Source organism: Streptomyces sp. NPDC050658, from assembly GCF_044457025.1.
Taxonomy (GTDB): Bacteria; Actinomycetota; Actinomycetes; order Streptomycetales; family Streptomycetaceae; genus Streptomyces.
Window position 1 is genome coordinate 834376 of record NZ_JBITGM010000002.1, and the last position, 21271, is coordinate 855646.

Below are 21271 nucleotides of genomic sequence, written 5' to 3' on the forward strand. Positions count from 1 at the left end.
ATGGGACGAGTCACGGAGCGCCGCCGCGTCCTCCGCATCCGGGACGGCGCCGTCAGCGAGCGGCCCGACACCCTGGTGGCGGAGGAGCCGCTGGAGATCCGGCTCAACGGGAAGCCCCTGGCCATCACCATGCGCACGCCGGGCGACGACTTCGCGCTGGCCGCCGGCTTCCTGGTGAGCGAGGGCGTGCTCGGCTCGGCGGACGAGCTGCAGTCCATCGTCTACTGCGCCGGGGCGACGGCGGACGGTTCGAACACGTACAACGTCGTCGACGTGAAGACCGCTCCGGGGCTCGTCCTGCCCGACATCAACCTCGAACGCAATGTCTACACCACCTCGTCCTGCGGTCTGTGCGGCAAGGCGAGTCTGGACGCCGTACGGACCACCGCCCGCTTCCCGATCTCCGACGCTCCCCCGGTCCGGCTCGGGACCGAGCTGCTCGCGGGCCTCCCCGACCGGCTGCGCGCGGCGCAGCGGGTCTTCGACCGGACCGGGGGTCTGCACGCGGCCGCGCTCTTCTCCGAGGAGGGTGAACTCCTCGACATCCGGGAGGACGTGGGCCGGCACAACGCGGTCGACAAGCTCGTGGGGCGGGCGCTCCAGGACGGCCGGCTTCCGCTGTCGCGGGCGGTGCTTCTCGTGTCGGGGCGTGCCTCGTTCGAGCTGGCGCAGAAGGCGGTGATGGCGGGCATTCCGGTGCTCGCCGCCGTCTCGGCGCCGTCGTCGCTCGCCGTCGATCTCGCGGCCGAGACCGGGCTCACCCTGGTCGGCTTCCTGCGCGGCTCCTCCATGAACGTGTACGCGGGCGAGCACCGGATCGCCGTGCGGGCCGCGGCCGCCCAGGGCTGACCGGCGGCTCCCCGCTGCACGGCGGCGGGACCCCGGCCGGCGGGGAGCGCCCCCTGCGCCGGCGGGGTCCCGGGCCGCTCTCCGTCGCGGTGCCGCTCTACTCCTCGGTGCCGCTTTGCCGCTCCGTGCCCGAGATGCGGGTGAGCAGTGCGAGGAACTGTTTCCGCTCGGCGGGTGACAGCGGGGCGAGCAGGTCGTCGTTGGCCCGCCGCGCCCTCTCGGCGCAGCGCGCCAGGGCGCGCTCGCCGTCCTCCGTGATCGTGATCGCGTTCTTGCGGCGGTCGGCGGGGTCGGGCGCGCGCAGCACGAGGCCTGCGTCCTGGAGGTCGTTGATGACGCCGACCAGGTCCTTGGGGTCGAGCGAGATGCTGCGGCCGAGGGCGGCCTGCGCCACCGGTCCCTGATCGGCCACCGCGGAGAGCACCACGTGGTGCCACATCCGCATGCCCTCCTCCGCGAGCCCGTCCGCGACGAGTCCGCGGCCACGGGCCGCCGCGCGGCCCAGCAGCCAGCTGGGGAGGGTGCGGATGGTGCTGGGGGCGGGCGGGGTCTCGGGCATGGGGCGAGCCTATCCGAGAATCGTTGGACTTCCCAATGAAAATGTGAGTACCGTTGGGACTCCCAACGATTCATTGAACTCTTGCGCCTGGAGACTGGAGACACGTATGCGTCGCGTCCGGTACGAACACAGCGGTGGCCCCGAAGTCCTCTTCCTCGAAGAGGCGCCCGTGCCCGCGCCCGGCCCCGGCGAACTCCTCGTCCGCGTCGCCGCCGCCGGCGTCACCCTCCCCGTCGTACGCAAGGTCCGCGAGCCCCGCGAGCCGATACCGCTCGGCGGTGAGATCGCCGGTGAGGTGGTGGCCACGGGCGACGGCGTGACCGGGTACACGCCGGGCGACCGGGTCACGGGGCTCTGCTTCGGGCACGGGTACGCCGAATTCGCCCTGCTGCACGCGTCGATGGCCTCGCCCGTGCCCGCGGGGGCGAGTGCCGTCAATGCTGTCGCCCTTGTCCGCAGCGGACTTGTCGCGTACGGCGCGCTGGACGCCGCGCGGCCCGAGCGGGGCGAGGCCGCGCTGGTGACGGCCGCGGCGAGCGGCGTCGGCCATCTCGCCCTGCAATTGGCCCGGTTGAGGGGCGCGGCACGGGTCGTGGCCGCCGTCTCCGGGTCCGGCAAGGCCGACTTCGTGCGCTCGCACGGTGCCGACGAGGCCATCACGTACGAAGCGGAGTCCTGGGGCGAACCCGTCGACTACGCCCTCGACGCCGTCGGCGGCGAACTGCTCGCCCCCGCCGTGCGGGCGCTCGCCCCGCACGGGCGGCTCGTCGCGTACAGCTCGGGCGGCGGCACGGTCGAGGCGTACGACCTGCTCGTCGGCGCCAAATCGGTGATCGGCTTCCAGATGGCCCTCATCGCGCGCGGGCGGCCCGAGGTGTACGAGGCGTGGCGGCGGGAGCTGTGGCGGCTCTTCGCGGCGGGCGAGCTGCGGCCCGCCGTGCACGCCGAGTTCGCGCTGGAGGACGCGGCCAAGGCGCACGAGGCGATCGAGTCGCGGAGCAATCTCGGCAAGGTGGTCCTGGTCCCCTGACCGGATCGGCGCCTGCCTCCGCCGGATCTTCCGGGCCCCCTGACCAGGCCGCGCGCATTCGGCCCGCGCACGCTTCTTGTGGGGTGCGGAACGCCCCAAGTAGCGTCTGTGGCGCGCACATCGGACGTGGGATGTCAGGATGTCCAGTCACCTTGAAGGGTGGGCCGCACCATGCCGTCAGGAATCCGTGTACGCCTAAGATCGCTCCGTACGGCCGCGACCGCGTTACCCCTCGTCGTCTTCGGGGCGCTGCTCCCCGCACCGGCGGCGCAGGCCGCCCCCGACGCACCGACGACGGGATTCGAGCAGCAGGTCCTGTTCAAGGCATCGCAGGATCCCGGCTATGCCTGCTACCGCATCCCCGCCGTCGTGAAGACGGTGCAGGGCACGCTGCTCGCGTTCGCCGAGGGACGGGTCAACGACTGCAGCGACGCGGGTGACATAGACATCGTCGTCAAGCGCTCGCACGACGGCGGCCGCACCTGGAGTCCGCTCCAGGTGATCAACGAGGGAGCGGGCGACACGCACGGCAACCCCGCCCCGATCGTGGACCGCAGGACCGGCCGCATCGTCCTGGCGGAGACGTACAACACAGGCCGCACGGACGGAAAGAACTGCGACGTACCGTGTGACCGCACCCCGCACCTGCAGTACAGCGACGACGACGGCCGCAGCTGGTCGAAGCCGCGCGACCTGAGCGACCAGATCCTGCCCGACGACTGGAACTCCTGGTACGCGACCGGCCCGGTGCACGGCCTCCAGCTGACCCGCGGCAAGCACGCCGGACGGCTCGTCTTCACCGTCAACACCGAGACATGGAACGGGAGTCGGGTCACCGCCAACCACGCCGCGCTGATCGTCAGCGACGACGGCGGCGACAACTGGAGGATCGGCGCGAAGGACTCGTACCCGATCGCGGACGACGGCACGTTCCGGCAGAAGCCGTCGGAGATGACCATCACCGAGCGCCCGGACGGGGCGGTGTACGTCAGCGGGCGCGAACAGGACGGCACCGATCTGGGCCATCGCACGCACACGATCAGCCGGGACGGCGGCGACTCCTTCGTCGCCCCCTTCAAGGCGATCCCTGATCTCTACACACCCCAAGTCCAGGGCTCCACCCTGCAGTTCGGCAAGCGGATGCTGCTCGCCTGCCCCGGCGACCCGGACCGGCGCCGCACGATGCAGATCCGCTCCTCGTACGACGGCGGCCGCACCTGGGACAGCGTGGACCGGGGCACGACGGTCACCACGGACTGGTCCGGCTACTCGGACATGGTGCGGGCCGACGGCGATCACGTGGGTCTGATGTACGAGGGTGGCGCGGTCGACGCCCGCGACGAGATCCGGTTCGCGCGCTTCACCGAGGACTGGCTCCAGCCGCGCCGCGGCCCGGACCCGACGACCGCCGACCGCGCGCCGCACGCGAAGCCCGCGGCGGTCGTCGGCGGCGCCTCGTCGACCGACGGGCGGTTCGGCAAGGCGGTGGCCCTCGACGGGACGGACGACGCGGTGCGCCTGCCGTTCCGGAGTCAACTGCCGCTCGGCGCAAAGGACTTCACCGCTTCGATGTGGTTCCGCTACTCCGCGACCAGCGGCGAGCAGCCGCTGCTGTGGATGGGCGGGGTCGGCACCAATCAGCCGCAGGTGTGGCTGCGAGGTGAGCCCGCGAGCAACCGCGTCACGGGTCTGATCACCACGCGTGACGGTGCCACTCCGCCGAGGTCCGCGTCCGTGCGCACCACGGGCGCGTACAACGACGGCCAGTGGCATCACATCGCGCTGCGCCGCGGCGGCGGGCAGCTGACGCTGTCGATCGACGGAACACGGATCAGCGCGGCCGACGTACCGGGCACGGTGACCCGCAACTCCGGGTTCGGCTTCCATGTCGGGCAACGCGTCGACAGCCGGGCCCACTTCGCCGGGTCGATCGACGAAGTACGCGTCTTCGACCGGGCGCTGAGCGATGCCGAGCTGGCCGGGCTCGCAACGGGTGACGCCGCCAAGGCGCCTGTGACGCGGGACACCGTCGCATGGCTTCCCATGGACCACATCCGCCGGAGCAACTAACGTCCCGCCCGTGTCCGCCGACCGAGATCGACGCACGGGCTGGGGTACGCGCAGGACCACACTGGTCCTGCTGCTCGCCCTGGTCTGCGCGGCCGTACTGCTCACCGCCCTCCCGGACGACCGGGAGGGCGGTGCGGCGTGCGCGGCGCGCACGGTCTCCTCGTGGTCCCCCGACGAGTCGACCACGGCCGCCTTCGCCCGCTACGGCGACGACACGACGCGTACGGACGACTGGACCGGCGGCGACGGCACCCACTCGGTGCGACTGCCGGACGGGCGACTGCTTTGGCTGTTCTCCGACACCTTCCTCGGCCAGGTGCACGCGCCGCCCAACCCGGCGGGCCAGCCGCACACCTGGCGGGACGCGAGCACGCCGATGGTGCGCAACTCGGCGGTGGTGACGTCCCGTTCGGGCACCCCGGAGCGCACCCTGCCCGCCCCGCTCTTCCCCGACCCGGCACCGAACCAGTGGCGCTGGCCGGTGGCGGCACAGGTCGAGCCGCGCTCCCCCGGATCCTCGGACGACGTCGTACGCGTCCTGATGTGGACCCGCGCCACCGGCACCGGCCCCTGGATCTACGGGGTCCCCACCGGCACCGAGGTCGCCACGCTCTCGCTGCCCGATCTGCGGGTCGAGGGCATCGTGAAGGTCTCCGACCAGCAGTCGGTGCCGGACCCGGAGCGGCGCGTCCTCTACGGCACCACCGCGGTCGCGGACGGCGACTGGACGTACGTATTCGGCGGCAACGACGGCAAGGCGGTCGCGCGCCCCGCCTCGCACGCCTATGTGGCGCGGGTCCCGAAGGGCAGGCTCGCGGAGCCCGGCGCGTGGCGGTACTGGGACGGCAAGGGCTGGACCAGGTCCGGGAAGCCCCGGTCGGTGCTCGGCGACGGCGAGCGCAGGGGCGTGGGCAGCGCGTTCACCGTGGCCCGCGTCGGCGCTACGTACGTCCTGTTCACGATGGCCGCCGGCGCAGAGGGCCTGACCAGCGTGACCTCGTACTGGTCCTGTTCGCCCACCGGACCGTGGCACGGCCCCGCCAAGAGCTTCGCGCCGCCGCTCCCGAAGGACGGCGCGGACCGGCAGGACGTGGCCGCGTACAACCCGCAGGTCCATCCGGCGCTCAGCGGGAACGGTCGGCTGCTGCTGAGCTACGACGTCAACTGGCTGGACGCGACGCCGGCGAGCGCGCAGGCGAACGTCAGCCGGAACGTGTCCCTGTACCGACCGCGGTTCGTGTCCCTGCGTCTGGCGCCGGCTCGCTGACGAAGTCCTCCAGGTCGCGCGAGCGCCGCTTGGCGATCACCGCGCAGACCATCAGCTGCATCTGGTGGAAGAGCATCAGGGGCAGCACGGCGAGGGAGGCCTGCGCCCCGAACAGGACGCTGGCCATGGGCAGTCCGGCGGCGAGGGACTTCTTCGACCCGGCGAACTGGATGGCGATGCGGTCCGCGCGGCCGAAGCCGAGCCGCCCCGCGCCGTACCAGCTCAGGGCGAGCATCACGGCGAGCAGCACCGCCTCGACGCCGAGCAGCGCGCCGAGCCTGAGCGGCGTCACCTGGTGCCAGATGCCCTGCACCATGCCCTCGCTGAACGCGGTGTAGACGACGAGCAGGATCGAGCCGCGGTCGACATAGCCGAGGACCTTCTTGTTCCGTGCGATGAAGCCGCCGACCCAGCGGCGCAGGAACTGCCCCGCCAGGAACGGCACGAGGAGTTGCAGCACGATCTTCAGGAGCGAGTCCGCGGAGAAGCCGCCCCCGCTGCCGCCGAGCAGCGCTGCCGCGAGCAGCGGCGTGAGGACGATGCCGGCGAGCGAGGAGAAGGAGCCCGCGCAGATCGCTGCGGGCACGTTGCCGCGCGCCATGGAGGTGAAGGCGATCGACGACTGGATGGTGGAGGGCACCAGCGTCAGGAAGAGGAAGCCGCTGTAGAGGGCGGGCGTCAGGACGTACGGGACGAGTCCCTTGGCCGCGAGCCCCAGCAGCGGGAAGGCGACGAACGTACAGACGAGGACCGTGAGATGGAGCCGCCAGTGCTTGAGTCCGTCCAGCGCCTCGCGGGTGGAGAGCCGTGCCCCGTAGAGGAAGAAGAGCAGCGACACCGCCGCCGTGGAGGCCCCGGACGCGATGTCGGCCCCGGTGCCGCGCGCGGGGAGCAGCGCGGCGACGCCCACTGTCCCGAGCAACGCCAGGATGTACGGGTCGATCGGCATCCAGGAGGGCCAGCGCATCCGGGAGGCCCAGCTCGGGCGTTTCACTTCGCTCCATCGGTTTCGGTTCAGATCGTGCCCTCTTGATGATCCTCCTGATCGCCGCAATCGGGAATCCCGTATACCGCTCTGACTGTCATCACGGATCGCGATAGGCGCGCTAGGCTCGGGAGCATGTACGACCCCGCGCAGCTCCGTACGTTCCTGGCCGTGGCCCAGACGCTGAGCTTCACCCAGGCCGCCCGCCGCCTGAATCTGCGCCAGTCCACGGTCAGCCAGCATGTGCGCCGCCTGGAGGAGGCCACGGGACGGCTGCTCTTCGTCCGCGACACGCACTCCGTGGAGCTGACGGAGGACGGTGAGGCGATGCTCGGTTTCGCGCGGCGGATCCTGGAGGTGCACGAGCAGGCGGCGGCGTTCTTCACGGGGACGCGTCTTGGCGGGCGGCTGCGGTTCGGGGCTTCGGAGGACTTCGTCCTGACCCGGCTCACCGACATCCTGGAGTCGTTCCGGCACGACCATCCCGAGGTCGACCTGGAGCTGACGGTCGAGCTGTCCGGCACCCTGCACGAGCGGCTCGACGCGGGGAAGCTCGACCTGGTCCTGGCCAAGCGGCGTCCGGAGGATCCGCGCGGCGAGCTGGTCTGGCACGACAAGCTCGTCTGGATCGGCGCGGAGCGGCTGCGGCTCGACCCGGAACGCCCGGTGCCGCTGATCGTCTTCCCGCCGCCGGGCATCACGCGCGCGCTGGCCATGGAGGCCCTGGAGCGGCGCGGCCGTGCCTGGCGGATCGCCTGCACGAGCGGCAGCCTCAACGGCCTGGTCGCAGCGGCCCGCGCGGGACTCGGCGTGATGGCGCACTCCCAGGGACTCATCCCGCCGGGCCTGGTCCGGGTCCCGGAGCGGTCCGGTCTTCCGGAGCTGGGCGCGGTCGACTTCGTGCTGCTGCACGGGGAGCGGCGGGCGTCGGCGGAGGGGGCCGCGCAGGCTTTGGCGGGGGCGATCCTCGCTGGCGGGGACCGGCTGCGCCGCTAGCGCGGAAGCGGCCGGTACGTCAGCTGCTTGACCCGGCGGATGAACGGCGCCGTCTCCACGTGCTGGACGCCGTCGAGATGGCCCAGCTTTCCGCTGAGGTAGCGGTAGAGCGAGGGGATGTCGCGGGCCACGGCGGTCGCCATGATGTTGGAGGGGCCCGCGACGGCGCTGGCGTGGGCGATCTCCGCGTGCGAGGCGAGGGCCTTGCCGACCGATTCCAGGGCCGAGGGCGCTGTGGTGATCCAGAGCATGGCCGAGACGGGGAAGCCGACCAGGGCGGGGTCGTACTCGATGTCGACATAGAGCCTGCCGGACGCGAGCAGCGCGGCCAGGCGCCGCTTCACGGCGGACTCCGAGCGTCCGGTGGCCTGCTGGAGCTCGGGATAGGTCGCGCGGCCGTCCCGTTCGAGGGCGGCGACCAGCGGCTCGTCCTCCGGGTCGATGCTCAGCGCGCCCGGGGCCGGTGCCGGGTCGACGGGCGCGGGGCGGAGGGCCGCGATCTGCCCCTCGCTCAGCGGGCCGTGCTTCATCAGCCAGCCGGTCGGACCGCCGAAGAAGTAGTGCAGTGTCTGCTGGGCGCGGATGTCGATGATGTGCGGGGTGCGCGGGAGCTTGCCGAGCAGCAGGTCGTCCTGGTCGCTGCGGGTGCGGGGCCGGGTGCAGCAGACGACTTCGGTGCCCCCCGACGTGAGGCCGATCCAGGTGGTGTCGGGGCGGCGGGCCAGGGCGGCGGCGATGGCCTCGGCGCTGTCCGGGGCACAGCGCAGGCGCAGCATCCACTGGTCCTGGCCGAGCCGCGCGGAGTCCCGGACGCCGACGACCCGCAGACCGCCGTCGGCGACCAGCCTGCGGTAGCGGCGGGCGACCGTCTGGTCGGAGACGCCAAGGACGGCGGCGATCCGGCTGAAGGGCGCGCGCCCGTCGATCTCCAGGGCCTGCAGCAGCTTGGCGTCGAGCAGCTCGGACTCCGAGATTGTGGAGGATTCCATGGCTCTGCCGCCCATCGGTGTCGGATTCCTTCGGCCTGCCGCCGCTGATGGCCGGGATCGACCGGCGGCAACCCATCGTACGAGGCACGCAGATCCGTCGTACAAGGAGTTGAGGATGCGTACATGGGGGCCGCTGACAGCGGTGTGCCTGGGGACGTTCATGTTGTTGCTGGACGTGACGATCGTGGTCGTGGCGCTGCCCGACATGGCGCGGGCGCTGGACGCCTCGCTGAGCGATCTGCAGTGGGTGATCGACGGCTACGCACTCGCGCTCGCCGCGCTGCTGCTCGGGGTGGGGGCCGCGGCGGACGTGCTCGGGCGGCGGCGGCTTAATGTCGTGGGCACCGCGCTCTTCGCGGTCGCCTCGCTGGGCTGCGGGCTCGCCTCGGACGCCGATGTCCTGGTGGCCGCCCGCGCGTTGCAGGGCCTGGGCGCCGCCGCGATGTTCGCGACGACGCTGCCGCTGCTCGGCGCCGCCTACCAGGGGCGGGACCGGTCGGTGGCGCTCGGTGTGTGGGGTGCGGTCAGCGGGGCCGCGGCGGCGCTCGGGCCGATCGTGGGCGGGCTGCTCACGGAGGGGCCGGGCTGGCGGTGGATCTTCTTCGTGAACCTGCCGGTGAGTGTCGCGGCGATGTGGATGACGCTGCGGGTGGTCCCGGAGTCCAAGGGCCGGGCGGGGCGCCGGGTCGACTGGGCGGGTACGGCGACGTTCGCGCTGTTCGCGGGGGCGCTCACGTACGGAGTCGTGCGGGCCGGATCGGAGGGCTGGACCTCGGCGGCGACCACGGTGACGCTCGCCGTCGCGGTCCTCGCGCTCGGCGCCTTCGTGGCCGTCGAGCGGCGCGTCGCCCATCCTCTGCTCGACCTGCGGCTGCTGCGGGTGCCCGCCTTCACCGGCGTCCTGCTCGGCGCGATCGGCTACAACGCCGCCGCCTTCGGCCTGATGCCCTATCTCTCGATCTGGCTCCAGACCGTGCTCGGCATGAGCCCGGTGACCGGCAGCCTGGTGATGCTGCCGCTGGCCGCGACGTCGTTCGTGGTGGCGGCCGTCGGCGGGCGGCTGCTGCACGGGGTGCCGGCGCGGCTGACGATCGGCGTGGGGCTGCTCCTGATCGGGGCCGGCGGTCTGGCCCTCGCGGTGCTCGAAGCGGGGTCGTCGTGGGGGTCGCTGGTGCCGGGGCTGACGCTCGCGGGGGTCGGCACGGGGCTGGTCGCGCCGGGTCTGGCGGGGGCCGCGCTCGCCTCGGTGCCGCCGGCGAACGCGGGGATGGCGGGCGGCGCGGTCAATACGTTCCGTCAGCTCGGGTACGCGCTCGGGGTCGCCGTCTTCGGCACGGTGCTGACCTCGCGGATGCAGGACACGCTCGGTCATGACGCGGCTCACACGGCTGCGGGCGGCGGTGCGGCGGCGCTGCGTGGGACGCTCTCCGAGCACACCGTGGGGGCGGCGTTCGCGTCGGGCCTGAACGCGGCGGCGGTCGTCGCGGGCGCGGTGGGTCTGGTCGCGGGGGTGCTGGTGCTCGCCATGGTGCGGTCGGCCCGCACGGCACCGGAGGGGGAGGTTCCGACGCCCCGCCCGGGGGTATCGGAGGGGAAGGTTCCGCGGGTCCCCGAAGGGCAGCCACAGCCGTGACCTCCGCGTACAGATTCAGTGGAGATTACGCCACCGAAACTTACTGAACCGTAAGTTTTCTGTCCCTCCTCTCCCCTTGTGGCCGGATTTCACCGGCTGACCAGCATGGACGGTACGTACCGATGGGTCGGTCACCCCCTCCCGTCGGGCTGCGCGGTGGGGTACCGTCACCGGCGCTGTGCGGAGCGCCACAAGGAGCATCATTGCGCGAGTTCACGAACCCTCCGATGGCGTCGGCGCCGCTGGTGGGCGGCCTTGCCGACGTCGTGTTCGACCATGCCCTTGAGGATCCGCTCCGCATCGCGCTCGGCCGCAAGACCGACGGGGTCTGGCAGGACGTCACGTCGGCGGAGTTCCGCGACCAGGTGATGGCCCTCGCCAAGGGGCTGCTCGCCCAGGGCGTCCGGTTCGGGGACCGCGTCGCGATCATGTGCCGTACCCGGTACGAGTGGACGCTCTTCGACTACGCGCTGTGGACGGTCGGCGCCCAGGTGGTGCCCGTCTATCCGACCTCCTCCGCCGAGCAGGTCTTCTGGATGCTGCACGACGCGCAGGTGTCGGCAGCCATGGTCGAGCACGAGGACCACGCGATGACCATCGGCTCGGTGATCGACCGGCTGCCGCAGCTGCGCAGGCTGTGGCAGTTGGACGCCGACGCGGTCGGCGAGCTGAACCGGGCGGGCCTCGACATCGACGACGAGGTGGTCAACCGCCACCGGCGCGCGGTCACCCCGGACTCGATCGCCACGATCATCTACACCTCGGGCACGACGGGCCGCCCCAAGGGCTGTCTGATCTCGCACGCGAACTTCATGTTCGAGGCGGACACCGTCATCCAGCGCTGGGAGCCGGTCTTCCACTCCCGGCGCGGCGACGAGGCGACCACATTGCTGTTCCTGCCCCTCGCGCATGTCTTCGGGCGGATGGTGCAGGTCGCCGCGGTCCGCGGCCGGGTCAAGCTGGGCCACCAGCCGAGCCTGAACGCGGCGGCGCTCATCCCCGACCTGGCCGCGTTCCGGCCCTCCTTCATCCTTGCCGTGCCGTACATCTTCGAGAAGGTCTTCAACGCGGCGCGGCGCAAGGCCGAGAAGTCGGGCAAGTCGGGCCCCTTCGACAAGGCCGTGGAGTGCGCGGTGCGGTACGCGGACGCGATGGAGGCCAAGGCCTTCGGCACGGGCCCCGGCCCCTCGGCGGCCCTTCGGGTGCAGCACCAGCTCTTCGACAAGCTCGTCTACTCCAAGGTGCGCGAGGCGATGGGCGGCCGGGTGCGGCACGCGATGTCCGGCGGCTCCGGGATGGACCGCCGGCTCGGCCTGTTCTTCGCGGGCGCGGGCGTGACGATCTACGAGGGATACGGACTGACCGAGTCGACGGCGGCGGCGACCGCGAACCCGCCCGAGCGCACCCGGTACGGCACGGTCGGCCAGGCCATCCCCGGCACCACCGTGCACATCGCGGACGACGGCGAGGTCTGGCTCTACGGCGGCAATGTCTTCCAGGGCTATCTCAACGACCCCAAAGCCACCGACGCGACGCTGAACGAGGGCTGGCTCGCCACCGGCGACCTGGGCGCGCTCGACGAGGACGGCTATCTGACGATCACCGGGCGCAAGAAGGAGATCCTGGTGACGTCCGGCGGCAAGAGCGTCTCGCCGGGCCAGCTGGAGGAGCGGGTCCGCGACCATCCGCTCGTGGCCCAGTGCATCGTCGTCGGCAACGACCGGCCCTACATCGCCGCGCTGGTCACGCTGGACGGCGAGGCCGTCGAGCACTGGCTGAACATGCGCCGCAAGCCGCCGATGTCCCCGACGGACCTGGTGCGCGACCCGGATCTGGAGACCGAGGTGCGGCGGGCCGTGGTGGCGGCCAACACCCTTGTCTCGCAGGCCGAGTCGATCCGTACGTTCCGGATACTGGCGCATCAGTTCTCCGAGGAGCACGGGCTGCTCACGCCTTCCCTGAAGCTGAAGCGGAAGGCCATCGAGACGGCCTACTCCGCCGAGGTCGAGGCGCTTTACCGCGCGTAACAGGGCCTTTAAGGTTTCTGACGGTTCATCAATTACCGATGCGTCAGTTATTGACGGTTCATCAGGTCACGCACAGAATCAGCCCCACTTCGACGGAGGGGGCTCGCCCGTGTCGCGATCGATCCGCACCCGTACCCGCGGCTACACCCGCACCATCACCGCCACCGTGGCCGCACTCGTGCTCGCCACCGCCTGCAACTCCGCATCGAACAGCAGTGGTTCGGGCGGCGGGGACAAGGCCGGTGGCCAGGCCCGCGGCGTCACCGCCGACTCCATCAAGGTCGGCGGCATCGTCTCCATGACGACCGCGAGCGGCTACAGCAAGAAGGACACCGACCTCGGCGCCAAGGCCCGCTTCGACCGCGCCAACGCCGAGGGCGGCGTACACGGCAGGAAGATCGACTACCTGGGCGCGGAGGACGACGGCCAGGATCCCGGCAAGAACCTCGCGGCGGCGCGCAAACTCGTCCAGCAGGAGAAGGTGTTCGCCATCTCCCCGATGAGCTCGGTCACCTTCTCCGGCTCCGACTTCCTGCAGAAGGAGAAGGTGCCGACGTTCGGCTGGGGCACCATCCCGCCCTTCTGCGGGCCCAGTTACATGTACGGCTTCGGCGGCTGCATGGTCCCGATGCCCGGCGGCACGATCACGCAGAGCTGGCCCGAGGGCCTGAAGAAGGTGACGGGCGGCTCCAAGGGCAAGTCCGTGGCCATCCTCGCCAACGACAACGACGCCGGCACCTTCGCCATCCGCACCTACAAGCAGAGCTTCGCCGCCGCCGGGTACAAGGTGACGTTCGCCGAGTCGACGGTCCCCGCGACCTCCGTGCCGAGCGACTGGTCGGCCTACACGAAGGAGATTCTCCGCTCGGACGGCGGCAAGGCGCCCGACGTGGTCGTCTCCGTGATGCAGACCCCGTACAACATCGGCCTGTTCACGGCCGTCAAGCGCTCCGGCTTCAAGGGCGTGATCACGGACCCGACCGACTACGACCCCGGACTGCTCGCCAAGAGCGCGACGCGCAAGGCCCTGGAGGGCGTACACATCCTGCTCTCCTTCCAGCCGTTCGAGCAGAACAACGCGGCGATGAAGCAGTTCAAGGCGGACATCAGGAAGAGCGCGGGCAAAGACGTGCCGCTCAACATGCACATGATGACCGGCTATATGTCGGCGGACCTCTTCCTCGCGATCGCCGAGAAGGCCGGCAAGGATCTGACGGTCGACTCCTTCCAGGCGGCGGCGAACGGCTTCTCCGACGAGGACACGATGGTCGGCGACCGGAGCCTGCCCAAGGGGCAGAAGGAGTCGTTCGGCTGCGGCGCGCTGGTGCAGCTGAAGGGCGGGAAGTACTCGGTGTCCGCGCCCTTCAAGTGCTACGAGCCCATCCCCTTCAAGTAGCGGGCAGGGGGCGTCTCACCTCATGTCGGACCTCCTTGGATTCATTCTGAGCGGTCTCGTCTCGGGCGCGCTGTACGCGCTGCTCGCCACGGGCCTCGTCCTGTCCTACTCCGCGTCCGGACTCTTCAACTTCGCCCACGGCGCGACCGCGTACCTGTGCGCGCTGGCCTTCTACGAACTCCACTCCGGCTTCGGCTGGCCCGCCGTGCCGACGGCCCTGCTGCTGGTCTGCGTCGTGGCCCCGGCGCTCGGCTGGGGCCTGGACCGGCTGATGTTCCGCAAGCTGGCGCGGGTGGGCGAGACGGCACAGATCGTGGCGACGATCGGCCTGCTGGTGGCGCTGCCCGCGCTGGGCCTGTGGGCGGTGGAACTCCTGGAGGACGCGGGCGCGTCCGTGAAACCGGCAGAGAACCAGTTCGGTCTGCCGGGCGTCGGCCCCAGTCCGGCCAAGTCCTGGCAGCTGATGGACGGCGTCGGGATCGACTCCGACCAGCTGATCACCTGGGTGGCGACGGCCGTGGTGGCGGTGGGCCTGTGGATCCTGATGCGGCACACGCCGCTGGGGCTTCGGCTGCGGGCGGCGGTCGACAACCGCTCGCTCGTGGAGCTGCGGGGCATGAGCGCGGACCGTCTGTCGTCGGTGGCGTGGATGCTCTCGTCAGGGCTCGCGGGCCTGGCGGGTGTGCTCGCGACACCGCTGCTCGGCCTGTCCTCGCACGACTTCACCCTGTTCCTCTTCGTCTCCGCGACGGCCGCCGTGCTCGGTCGCTTCATGTCGATCCCGCTGGCGTTCGCGGGCGGGCTCGGGCTCGGGGTGCTGCAGAACCTGGTCGCCGGGTACGCCGATTTCGCCGAGAAGATCACGGGCTTCCGTACGGCGGTCCCGTTCCTGATCCTCTTCGCCGGGCTGCTCCTGCTGACACGGCGGCAGCGGACGGCGGGCACCGCGGCGGCCGACGCGCCGCCGATCGACTATCTGGCGGGGCGGTCGTGGGCGCGGAGATGGGGGCCGTGGGCGGTGGGGGCCGCGCTGCTCGCTCTCTCCTTCTACACGGTCACGACCCCCTTCTGGAGCGGCATCCTCGCGCAGGGCCTGGCGATTTCGGTCGTCTTCATCTCCTTCACCGTGGTGACGGGACTCGGCGCGATGGTGTCCCTGGCGCAGGCGACGTTCGTGACGGGCGCGGCGCTGGTCGCCGGGCTGCTGATGAGCCACGGCTGGCCGTTCGTCGCGGCGGCGCTGGTGGGGACGTGCGCGGCGGCGGTCCTTGGGGCGCTGGTCGCGCTGCCCGCGCTGCGGCTCGGCGGGCGCTCGCTGGCGCTGGCCACGCTCGCTCTCGCCTTCCTCGCCGATCAAGTCCTGTTCCAGATGGGGTGGTTGAGGAACGGTGACACGGGGTGGGAGATCCCTCGGCCGATCTTCGGCCCGGTCGACCTGACCGACGACCGGGCGATGGGCGTCGCGATGGTCGTCCTCGTGACGGTGGCGGTCGCCGCGCTGAGCGCGCTGCGGAACTCGGCGACGGGGCGGGCGATGCTGGCGGTGCGGTCCGCTCCGGCGGCGGCGATGGCTTCGGGGGTCTCCGTGATCCGTACGAAGCTGCTCCTCTTTACGCTGTCGGCGGGGCTCGCGGGGTTCGGCGGCGTGATGTACGCGTCGTTCAACACCCGGATCACGGCTACGGACTTCACCGCGATGACGGGGCTCGTGTGGCTGGCGGTGGTGGTGGCCGCGGGGGTACGGAGGCCGCAGTTCGCGGTGGTGGCGGGGCTGGTGTTCGCGGTGGTGCCGCATGTGGTGGCGGACTATGTGACGGAGTCGACGCAGCTGCCGGTGATCTTGTTCGGGTTGGCGGGGTTGGCTCTCGCCAATGATCCGGACGGGTACTGCGCGGCGGTTTCGGTGCGGATGCATCGGCGGCGAGCTGCCTCCGGCAGTGGGGTGACCGTCGATCACCGGCTTCGCCGAGTCCGCCCTCAAACGCCGGACGGGCCTGAACTACCAAGCACCGGGGGGATCGTCTCAGCCCGTCGGGCGCTTGAGGACGAGGCCAGAGGCCGATACGGGGGGCCGGGGGCGGAGCCCCCGGTTTCGGAAAGGGTCGGGGTCGGGGAAAGAGAAACCTCCGCCCTCGCCCTCGACAACCTCCACGCCGGGTACAACGGCGCCCCCGTCCTGCACGGCGTGACCCTCACTGTCCACCCGGGAGAAATCGTCGCCCTCCTCGGCCCCAACGGGGCAGGCAAGTCCACGACCTGCAAGGTCGCCGCGGGGCTCCTCGCGCCCACCCAGGGCGAGATACGCATCGCCGGGTCCGACGCCACGCGCCACAGCGCCGTCACCCGCGCCCGCGCAGGCGTCCTGCTCGCCCCCGAGGGCCGCGGCATCTTCCCCTCCCTCACCATCGAGGAGAACCTCGCCCTCCGCCTCCCGGACAGGGCGGACCGCGACGCCGTCTACGACCGCTTCGGCAGCCTCGCCGCCCGGCGGAAAATCACCGCGGGCTCCCTCTCCGGAGGCGAGCAGCAGATGCTCGCCCTCGCACCACTGCTCCAGCACCCGCCCGCCGTACTCATCGCCGACGAACCGTCCCTGGGCCTCGCCCCCCGCGTCGTCGACGAGGTCTTCCGGCTGCTCGGTGAACTCCGCGACGCCGGAACGGGGTTGCTCCTGGTGGAGGAGAAGGCGGCGGAGATCCTGGGCCTCGCCGACACGGTGGCCTACCTCTCCCAGGGCCGGGTCTCGTGGTGCGGCCCCCGCGAGGAGGTCCAGGCGGACCGCCTCACCGAGGCGTACCTGGGCATCGCGGCCGAGGACCGAGCCGAGGACCGCACGGAAGAGGTGGGCAGCAATGAGCGGTGACGAGTACGTCCTCGAAGCACGCGGCATCGGCGTCCGCTTCGGCGGCATCCGGGCCCTCACGGGAGTCGACCTGACCGTGCGCCCCGGCGAGGTCTGCGGGCTGATCGGCCCCAACGGGGCGGGAAAGACCACCCTGTTCGACGTCGTCTCCGGCATCCGCCGCCCCGACGAAGGCCGGGTCCTCCTGGACGGCGCCGACATCACGCGCCGCTCCCCCGTCTGGCGGGCACGGCACGGCATGCGCCGCACCTTCCAGCGCCAGCAGCTCTTCGGTCAGCTCACCGTCGCGGACAATCTGGTGGTCGCGCAGGAGTGGCGGGGCGGTGGCGGCGGGTTCGCGGCCGATCTCCTCGCCTCGCCGACTCGACGTACGTACGAGAAGGAGCGGCGCGACAGGGCGGCAACTGTCCTGCGCGAGTGCGGGCTTGACGCCCTGGCCGAGGACTACGCGGGCGCGCTCCCTGTCGGCCGCGCCCGCATGGTGGAGCTGGCCCGCGCGGTGGCGGACCCGCCCAGGGTGCTGCTCCTGGACGAGCCCGCCTCCGGGATGACAGCTGACGAACGTGGTCAGTTGTCATCTGTCATCCGTCACCTCGCGGACGAAGAGGGCTGCGCCGTGCTGCTCGTCGAGCACAACGTCGCGTTCGTGATGGAGCTGTGCGCCCGTGTCGTCGTGCTCGACCTGGGCGCCGTCCTGGCGCGGGGCACGCCGGCCGAGGTCCGCGCGGACCCGAAGGTGCGCGACGCGTATCTCGGCACGGCGGCCGCGTGAGGGGGCGCTCCACGGTGAGCTGGCCGATCGTCACCCGGAAGATCCGGTCCGAACCGTCCGGCTCTCCCCCGTCGTTGTCCGCGTTGGTGGTGGAGAGCCAGAGCCGCTCCCCCTTCAGCGCCGTCACCTCGTTCGGGTACGCCCGGTAGGTGAAGGGCTGCGCCCCGCGGCCGTCCGCGGCGCCCTCCACCAGGGCGCGGACCCCCTCGTGGGGCACCGAAGCGGGCCAGCGCGGGCCGCCGGTCCGGGCCCATCAGGCGCGCCCCTGGCCGCGGTCGATCGCGTCGAGGAGCGTCCACAGGACGTCGCACTTGAAGCCGAGCGCGGCCACGGCGCGTTCCTGCTCCGGTCGGGTGCGCGCCCACTCCAGGACGAGCCCGAGCGCCTCCTGCCCGTCCCGGCCGCCCTGCTCCACCCGCGTACGGAAGTACGCGAGGCCCTCCGGCTCGATCCACGGATAGTGGCGCTCGAAGGCGTCGATCCTGGTCCGCATGAGTTCCGGCGCGGACAGCTCGGTGAGCGAGGCGGCGACGGCGTCGAGGGCGGGCCTGAGGCGGCAGAAGTTGACGTACCCGTCGACCGCGAGCCGTACGCCGGGCAGCACACGGGAGACGTCGAGCAGCACGTCACGCGCGATCCCGGCGGCCTCGCCGAGCCGCAGCCAGCGCTCGATGCCGCCGTCGCCCTCCTTCTCCCCGTCGTGGTCCTGGATGCGCCGCAGCCAGCCGCGCCGCAGTCCGGGATCGTCGAATTTGGCGAGGATCAGGGCGTCCTTGACCGGGATGTGGCGCTGGTAGTGGAAGCGGTTGACGATCCAGCGGCGCAACTCGTCGGGGGTGAGGGTGCCTTCGTGCATGCGTACGTTGAAGGGGTGCCGGTCGTGGTAGCGCTCGGCGGAGACGGCGCGCAGCCGTTCCGTGAACTCGCCGGGTGTCCAGGGAGCCGTCACAGCTCGATCACCATCCGTTCCGCCGCGACTTCGATTCCCCACTCGGCGAGGAGCTTGTGCTGCTCGGCGTGTGGATTCCCCAAGGGGTTGGTGTTGTTGAGGTGGGTGTAGAGGCAGCGCCCCGGCAGTCGTGCGAGCCGGTGCGCCGTGCCGCCGGGACCCGTGACGGGCCCCGCCGCGCAGTTGCAGTGCCACCGGCCAATGTTCGCCGCCGCCTGGGCGGTTGACGGCATAGCGGGGTCGCTTTCCGGACAGGGGAACGGAGTTGGCTCTGATCACCCCACCGCCACCGCCCAGCACACATCCGGCGTCGGTCAACTCACGCCACCGGACCGACGTGTACGGCGTTGACGACGTACCAACGCCCCGGTGCCGCGCGGACGGCGAGCGAGGCGTGCCGGTGGCGGCGCTCCGGGTGGGCGCGTGCCCCAGTGCAGCCGGGGCACGCGCAGTTCCACTGGCGCAGCCCGCCGCCCGCCGTGGTGCCGAGCACGTGCAGCGGCATGGCGGCGGGGCTACCGGTCGGCGCGGCGGTACGCGGTCACTTCGGGCGCGGTCTCGACGACCTCGTACGCGGGGGTCTGCCGGCTCGCGAGGTCTTCCGCCGCAGGGCTTGTGGCGGGGACTTTCGTGGGAGTCTCGTGTTCCTTCGTGCGGGCTTCGCCGCGTTCCTGAAGAGTGGGGGTTCAGGAGCGAGTGGCCGAACGCGGGAGCCAGGATTCACCCGGCGTTCACATGAGTGTCCCATGTTCAGCGACGTGCAATAGGGTCCCGGCATGACGGAACGCGGTCAATGGTGCGGACCAGAAATCGCCGGTACTTCACCCGGTAGTGGTCAAGGAATGCAGCACCGCACCTGATCGTTGACCATGGGAGTACCACCCGACGACTTAAGGATCGAGAGCTCGTGAGCAAGGTCCCCCCGATCATCCTGAACAATGGCATCGAGATGCCGCAGCTCGGCTTCGGCGTCTGGCAGGTACCGGACGACGAGGCGGAGACGGCCGTCGCGACGGCACTGGAGGCCGGGTACCGCAGCATCGACACCGCGGCCATCTACGGCAACGAAGAGGGCACCGGCAAGGCCATCGCCGCGTCCGGCATCGACCGCGCGAAGCTCTTCGTCACCACGAAGGTCTGGAATTCCGACCACGGTTACGACGCCACGCTCCGCGCCTTCGACGCCTCGCTGGAGAAGCTGGGCCTCGACTATGTGGACCTGTATCTCATCCACTGGCCGCTGCCCGCCAAGAACCTGTACGTGGACACGTACAAGGCGCTCGAGAAGATCCAGGCCGACGGCCGCGCCAAGTCCATCGGCGTCTCGAACTTCGAGCCCGAGCACCTGGAGCGGCTGCTCGCCGAGACGTCGGTCATCCCCGCGGTCGACCAGATCGAGCTCCACCCCCACCTCCAGCAGCGCGCCGCCCGCGAGTTCCACGCGGAACAGGGCATCACCACGGAGGCCTGGTCCCCGCTCGGCCAGGGCAAGGGCCTCCTGGAGGTCCCCGCGATCGTCGCCATCGCCCAGAAGCACGGCCGTACGCCCGCCCAGATCGTCCTGCGCTGGCACATCCAGCTGGGCAACGTGGTGATCCCCAAGTCCGTGACGCCGTCCCGGATCAAGGAGAACATCGAGGTCTTCGACTTCGAGCTCGACCCCGAGGACATGGCGGCGATCAGCGCCCTGAACGAGGACCGGCGGCTGGGGCCGGATCCGAAGACGTTCGACGTGGTCTGACGCCGGTTCGGTTTCTTCGGCAGCAGGCACTGTGTCGCCCTCGGCCACCCGGCCGGGGGCGACACTCATGTCCGCCGCCTCTCTCCGCCCCGCCTACTCCCCCTTCACCCCCACATGCACCGTCTGCACCGACAGCAGGAACACATCGGGCCGGTGATGCAGGCTCTGCTCGTCGGTCTCGTCCAGGAGGCGGTCGAGCGTGCGGAGGTCTTCGGGGTCCAGGGTGTCCGCGTGCATCTCTCGGCGCCGGGTGAGTTCGCCGACGACGTGCGCCCGGGCCGTGATGGAGAGCGGGGCCGGGAGGTCCAGGAGGAAGCTGCGGGTGGCCGCGTGGCGCAGGCCTGCCTCCGTCAGGAGCGCCGGCCAGTCCTCCGTGACCGACTTGGCGCCCGGCAGGTCGCGCCGCATCTGTGTGAACCACTGTTCGTCGGCCAGGTGGAGGCGCGTCTGGAGGCCCGGGCGGCCGAAGCCGATGTCGCGGGGCAGGGTGCGGGGGCTGAGGCCGCCCTCCAGGAGGGCCAGTGCGCCGCCCGGTGCCAGGCGGTCGGCCAGCGCGGACAGGGCCGCCTGCTGGTCGCCCACATGGTGCAGGGCGCGGCCGCTCCAGAGGAGGTCCGCCGGCGGCAACTCGGCTATTCCCTCCGGGAGTTCCGCCCTGACGGTGCGGACGCGGTCCGTCAGGCCCTCGCGGGCGGCGCGGTCCCTCGCCCGTTCCAGGAGCGGCTCCGCCGGGTCGACGGCGAGCACCTCCGCCTTGGGGAAGAGCTCGGCGAGGAGGAAGGAGATGCTGCCCGAGCCGCTGCCCACGTCCGCGATCAGGGTCGGCTCCGGCTTCCACGCGCGCAGCCACGCGGCGATCTCGCGGTTCTGCGGCCCGGCGATCTCCGCGGACCGTTCCAGCATGGGCCCCATGGTCGCCCAGTCGATGTCGTCGTGGTGATGGGAGTGGGCGTGGGCGTGGGAGTGGGCGTGGGGGTCGGAGTGGGCGTGCGCTCCGGGGTGCGTTTGGTCTGCTTCTCTTGGCATCTTCTGCCGCCGCCTTCAGTGTGAACCGGGTGATCGGGAGGGCCCTCCGGGACGGCTTCCAGCCTGCTCGTCGGTGGCTGTCGATGGCCAGGCTCTTTGCTGTTTCGGCAACAGCCGGT

18 protein-coding genes are annotated in these 21271 nt (G+C 71.4%); 11 read left to right on the forward strand and 7 right to left on the reverse strand.

All coding sequences use genetic code 11. The annotated features are described in order from the left end of the window. Positions 1–849 carry a formate dehydrogenase accessory sulfurtransferase FdhD gene (gene fdhD, locus ACIBKX_RS10495; RefSeq protein WP_363273881.1) on the forward strand — a complete coding sequence of 283 codons (849 nt, stop codon included), beginning with the start codon at positions 1–3 and terminating at the stop codon, positions 847–849. Between the two features lie 97 nt (positions 850–946). On the opposite strand, the gene ACIBKX_RS10500 is transcribed toward fdhD, so the two are convergent. Further along, a complete protein-coding gene (locus ACIBKX_RS10500) occupies positions 947–1408 on the reverse strand; it encodes a MarR family winged helix-turn-helix transcriptional regulator (protein WP_363273883.1) in 462 nt (153 codons plus the stop codon). Between the two features lie 106 nt (positions 1409–1514). Here ACIBKX_RS10500 and ACIBKX_RS10505 point away from each other — a divergent pair, with 106 nt between their 5' ends. The 3 genes from ACIBKX_RS10505 (at position 1515) to ACIBKX_RS10515 (ending at position 5775) form a co-directional block, all read left to right on the forward strand. Further along, positions 1515–2438 (forward strand): zinc-binding dehydrogenase, encoded by a 924-nt coding sequence (locus tag ACIBKX_RS10505; RefSeq protein ID WP_363273884.1) that lies wholly within the window; start codon positions 1515–1517, stop codon positions 2436–2438. A gap of 171 nt (positions 2439–2609) precedes the next feature. Beyond that, positions 2610–4508, forward strand: coding sequence for a sialidase family protein (locus tag ACIBKX_RS10510; protein ID WP_363273885.1), 1899 nt, complete (start codon positions 2610–2612; stop codon positions 4506–4508). A 10-nt stretch (positions 4509–4518) separates the two neighbouring features. Further along, positions 4519–5775 carry a DUF4185 domain-containing protein gene (locus ACIBKX_RS10515; protein WP_363273886.1) on the forward strand — a complete coding sequence of 419 codons (1257 nt, stop codon included), beginning with the start codon at positions 4519–4521 and terminating at the stop codon, positions 5773–5775. Here the strand turns inward: ACIBKX_RS10515 and ACIBKX_RS10520 are convergent. Then, positions 5711–6724 carry a bile acid:sodium symporter family protein gene (locus tag ACIBKX_RS10520; RefSeq protein WP_363274032.1) on the reverse strand — a complete coding sequence of 338 codons (1014 nt, stop codon included), beginning with the start codon at positions 6722–6724 and terminating at the stop codon, positions 5711–5713. The genes ACIBKX_RS10515 and ACIBKX_RS10520 overlap by 65 nt on opposite strands. A gap of 171 nt (positions 6725–6895) precedes the next feature. On the opposite strand from ACIBKX_RS10520, the gene ACIBKX_RS10525 reads away from it, so the two are divergent. Then, positions 6896–7756: a LysR substrate-binding domain-containing protein gene (locus ACIBKX_RS10525; protein ID WP_363273887.1), complete on the forward strand. Its 861-nt coding sequence runs from the start codon at positions 6896–6898 to the stop codon at positions 7754–7756. Here the strand turns inward: ACIBKX_RS10525 and ACIBKX_RS10530 are convergent. Further along, complete coding sequence (locus ACIBKX_RS10530; RefSeq protein ID WP_363273888.1) at positions 7753–8745, reverse strand: AsnC family transcriptional regulator; 993 nt, start codon at positions 8743–8745, stop codon at positions 7753–7755. The genes ACIBKX_RS10525 and ACIBKX_RS10530 overlap by 4 nt on opposite strands. Positions 8746–8860: 115 nt before the next feature. Between ACIBKX_RS10530 and ACIBKX_RS10535 the strand changes: the two genes are divergently transcribed. The 5 genes from ACIBKX_RS10535 (at position 8861) to ACIBKX_RS10555 (ending at position 17436) form a co-directional block, all read left to right on the forward strand. Next, positions 8861–10378 carry an MFS transporter gene (locus ACIBKX_RS10535; protein ID WP_363273889.1) on the forward strand — a complete coding sequence of 506 codons (1518 nt, stop codon included), beginning with the start codon at positions 8861–8863 and terminating at the stop codon, positions 10376–10378. A 203-nt stretch (positions 10379–10581) separates the two neighbouring features. Continuing rightward, complete coding sequence (locus tag ACIBKX_RS10540) at positions 10582–12405, forward strand: AMP-binding protein (protein WP_363273890.1); 1824 nt, start codon at positions 10582–10584, stop codon at positions 12403–12405. 109 nt (positions 12406–12514) lie between these two features. After that, a complete protein-coding gene (locus ACIBKX_RS10545; protein ID WP_363273891.1) occupies positions 12515–13801 on the forward strand; it encodes an ABC transporter substrate-binding protein in 1287 nt (428 codons plus the stop codon). 22 nt (positions 13802–13823) lie between these two features. Continuing rightward, a complete protein-coding gene (locus ACIBKX_RS10550) occupies positions 13824–16664 on the forward strand; it encodes an ATP-binding cassette domain-containing protein (protein WP_363273892.1) in 2841 nt (946 codons plus the stop codon). After that, positions 16654–17436 carry an ABC transporter ATP-binding protein gene (locus ACIBKX_RS10555; RefSeq protein ID WP_363273893.1) on the forward strand — a complete coding sequence of 261 codons (783 nt, stop codon included), beginning with the start codon at positions 16654–16656 and terminating at the stop codon, positions 17434–17436. The genes ACIBKX_RS10550 and ACIBKX_RS10555 overlap by 11 nt, the downstream gene beginning before the upstream one ends. 253 nt (positions 17437–17689) lie before the next feature. On the opposite strand, the gene pqqC is transcribed toward ACIBKX_RS10555, so the two are convergent. From pqqC to ACIBKX_RS10570, 3 genes are all read right to left on the reverse strand, one after another. Next, positions 17690–18385, reverse strand: coding sequence for a pyrroloquinoline-quinone synthase PqqC (gene pqqC / locus ACIBKX_RS10560; protein WP_363273894.1), 696 nt, complete (start codon positions 18383–18385; stop codon positions 17690–17692). Beyond that, positions 18382–18618: a hypothetical protein gene (locus tag ACIBKX_RS10565; RefSeq protein ID WP_363273895.1), complete on the reverse strand. Its 237-nt coding sequence runs from the start codon at positions 18616–18618 to the stop codon at positions 18382–18384. Before ACIBKX_RS10565 ends, pqqC begins: the two co-directional genes overlap by 4 nt. Before the next feature lie 86 nt (positions 18619–18704). Next, positions 18705–18890 carry a hypothetical protein gene (locus ACIBKX_RS10570; RefSeq protein ID WP_363273896.1) on the reverse strand — a complete coding sequence of 62 codons (186 nt, stop codon included), beginning with the start codon at positions 18888–18890 and terminating at the stop codon, positions 18705–18707. A 444-nt stretch (positions 18891–19334) separates the two neighbouring features. On the opposite strand from ACIBKX_RS10570, the gene ACIBKX_RS10575 reads away from it, so the two are divergent. Further along, positions 19335–20126 carry an aldo/keto reductase gene (locus ACIBKX_RS10575; RefSeq protein ID WP_363274033.1) on the forward strand — a complete coding sequence of 264 codons (792 nt, stop codon included), beginning with the start codon at positions 19335–19337 and terminating at the stop codon, positions 20124–20126. 93 nt (positions 20127–20219) lie between these two features. On the opposite strand, the gene ACIBKX_RS10580 is transcribed toward ACIBKX_RS10575, so the two are convergent. Continuing rightward, positions 20220–21029, reverse strand: a complete 810-nt coding sequence (locus ACIBKX_RS10580; protein WP_363273897.1) for a class I SAM-dependent methyltransferase — start codon at positions 21027–21029, stop codon at positions 20220–20222. Positions 21030–21271 lie beyond the last annotated feature (242 nt).